Below are 1,009 nucleotides of genomic sequence, written 5' to 3' on the forward strand. Positions count from 1 at the left end.
AAAGTTTGTGTAAGTTATAAAATAGTTAAGAATAAATTAATTAAAACAACTTACATGAGGCTAATATGAAGAATAAGAGTAAAGTATCAAATCCGACTATAGAAAAAGTAGTATCAGAAATACTATCACAAAGTGATCCATCTGAGATATTTGGCAAAGAAGGAATATTTCAGGAAATTAAAAAGCAGATAGTAAATAAGATTTTAGAAAAAGAAATGGAATCTCATATAGGTTATGAGAAGCATTCTAAGAATACCAAGGAGTCAGATAATAGACGTAATGGCAATTATGAAAAGACTCTAATAGATTCCGAGGGTCGTAAATTGATAGTAGAAGTGCCAAGGGATCGGGAAGGAGAATTTGAACCTCAACTAATTCCAAAAGGAGTAAGGAGATTTGAAGGATTTGATGATAAAGTAATATCTTTATATGCTAGGGGAATGACTATTCGAGAAATACAAGGGCACTTAGAAGAACTATATGCCACCAAAGTATCATCTGAGTTAATATCAAAGGTAACTGATGGCATTTTAGAGGAAGTTACGCGTGGCAGAATAGAGCACTTGATAGTGTATATCCTATAATGTAGATTGTATTCATGTTAAGGCAAGAGACAATCATATAATAATAAATAAAGCAGTTTATCTAGCTATTGGCGTGAATATAGAAGGCAAGAAGGAACTATTAGGTATTTGGATAGGCAAGAATGAAGGATCTAAATTTTGGATGCAAGTAGTAACAGAACTGAAGAATCGTGGTGTAGAACAAATATATGTTGCGTGTGTTGATGGTCTTAAAGGTTTTCCAGAAGCAATAAATAGCATTTCCCAAAAACCACAGTACAACTGTGTATTGTTCATATGGTAAGAAACTCTGTAAAATACGTATCATATAAAGATTTAAAATTGGTAACAGCTGATTTAAAGGCAGTTTATTCTGCAATAAATGAAGCAGAGGGATTAAGAGAATTACAAAATTTTGCTAAAAAATGGGATGAAAAATATCCAGT

The 1,009-nt window shown here is 32.0% G+C and carries 3 protein-coding genes; all 3 read left to right on the forward strand.

The genetic code is table 11. The features are described from left to right. Positions 1–65: 65 nt before the first annotated feature. Entirely contained in the window at positions 66–584 is a 519-nt protein-coding gene (locus REIS_RS10560) for an IS256 family transposase (RefSeq protein ID WP_008579222.1), read from the forward strand. Positions 585–627: 43 nt separating this feature from the next. After that, positions 628–867 carry a transposase gene (locus REIS_RS10565; RefSeq protein ID WP_241760927.1) on the forward strand — a complete coding sequence of 80 codons (240 nt, stop codon included), beginning with the start codon at positions 628–630 and terminating at the stop codon, positions 865–867. Beyond that, positions 861–1,009 (forward strand): transposase (locus REIS_RS16700; protein ID WP_008579224.1); only part of this gene is annotated, 149 nt, incomplete at its 3' end. The genes REIS_RS10565 and REIS_RS16700, both read left to right, overlap by 7 nt.

The organism is Rickettsia endosymbiont of Ixodes scapularis, from assembly GCF_000160735.1.
Classification (GTDB): Bacteria; Pseudomonadota; Alphaproteobacteria; order Rickettsiales; family Rickettsiaceae; genus Rickettsia; species Rickettsia tamurae.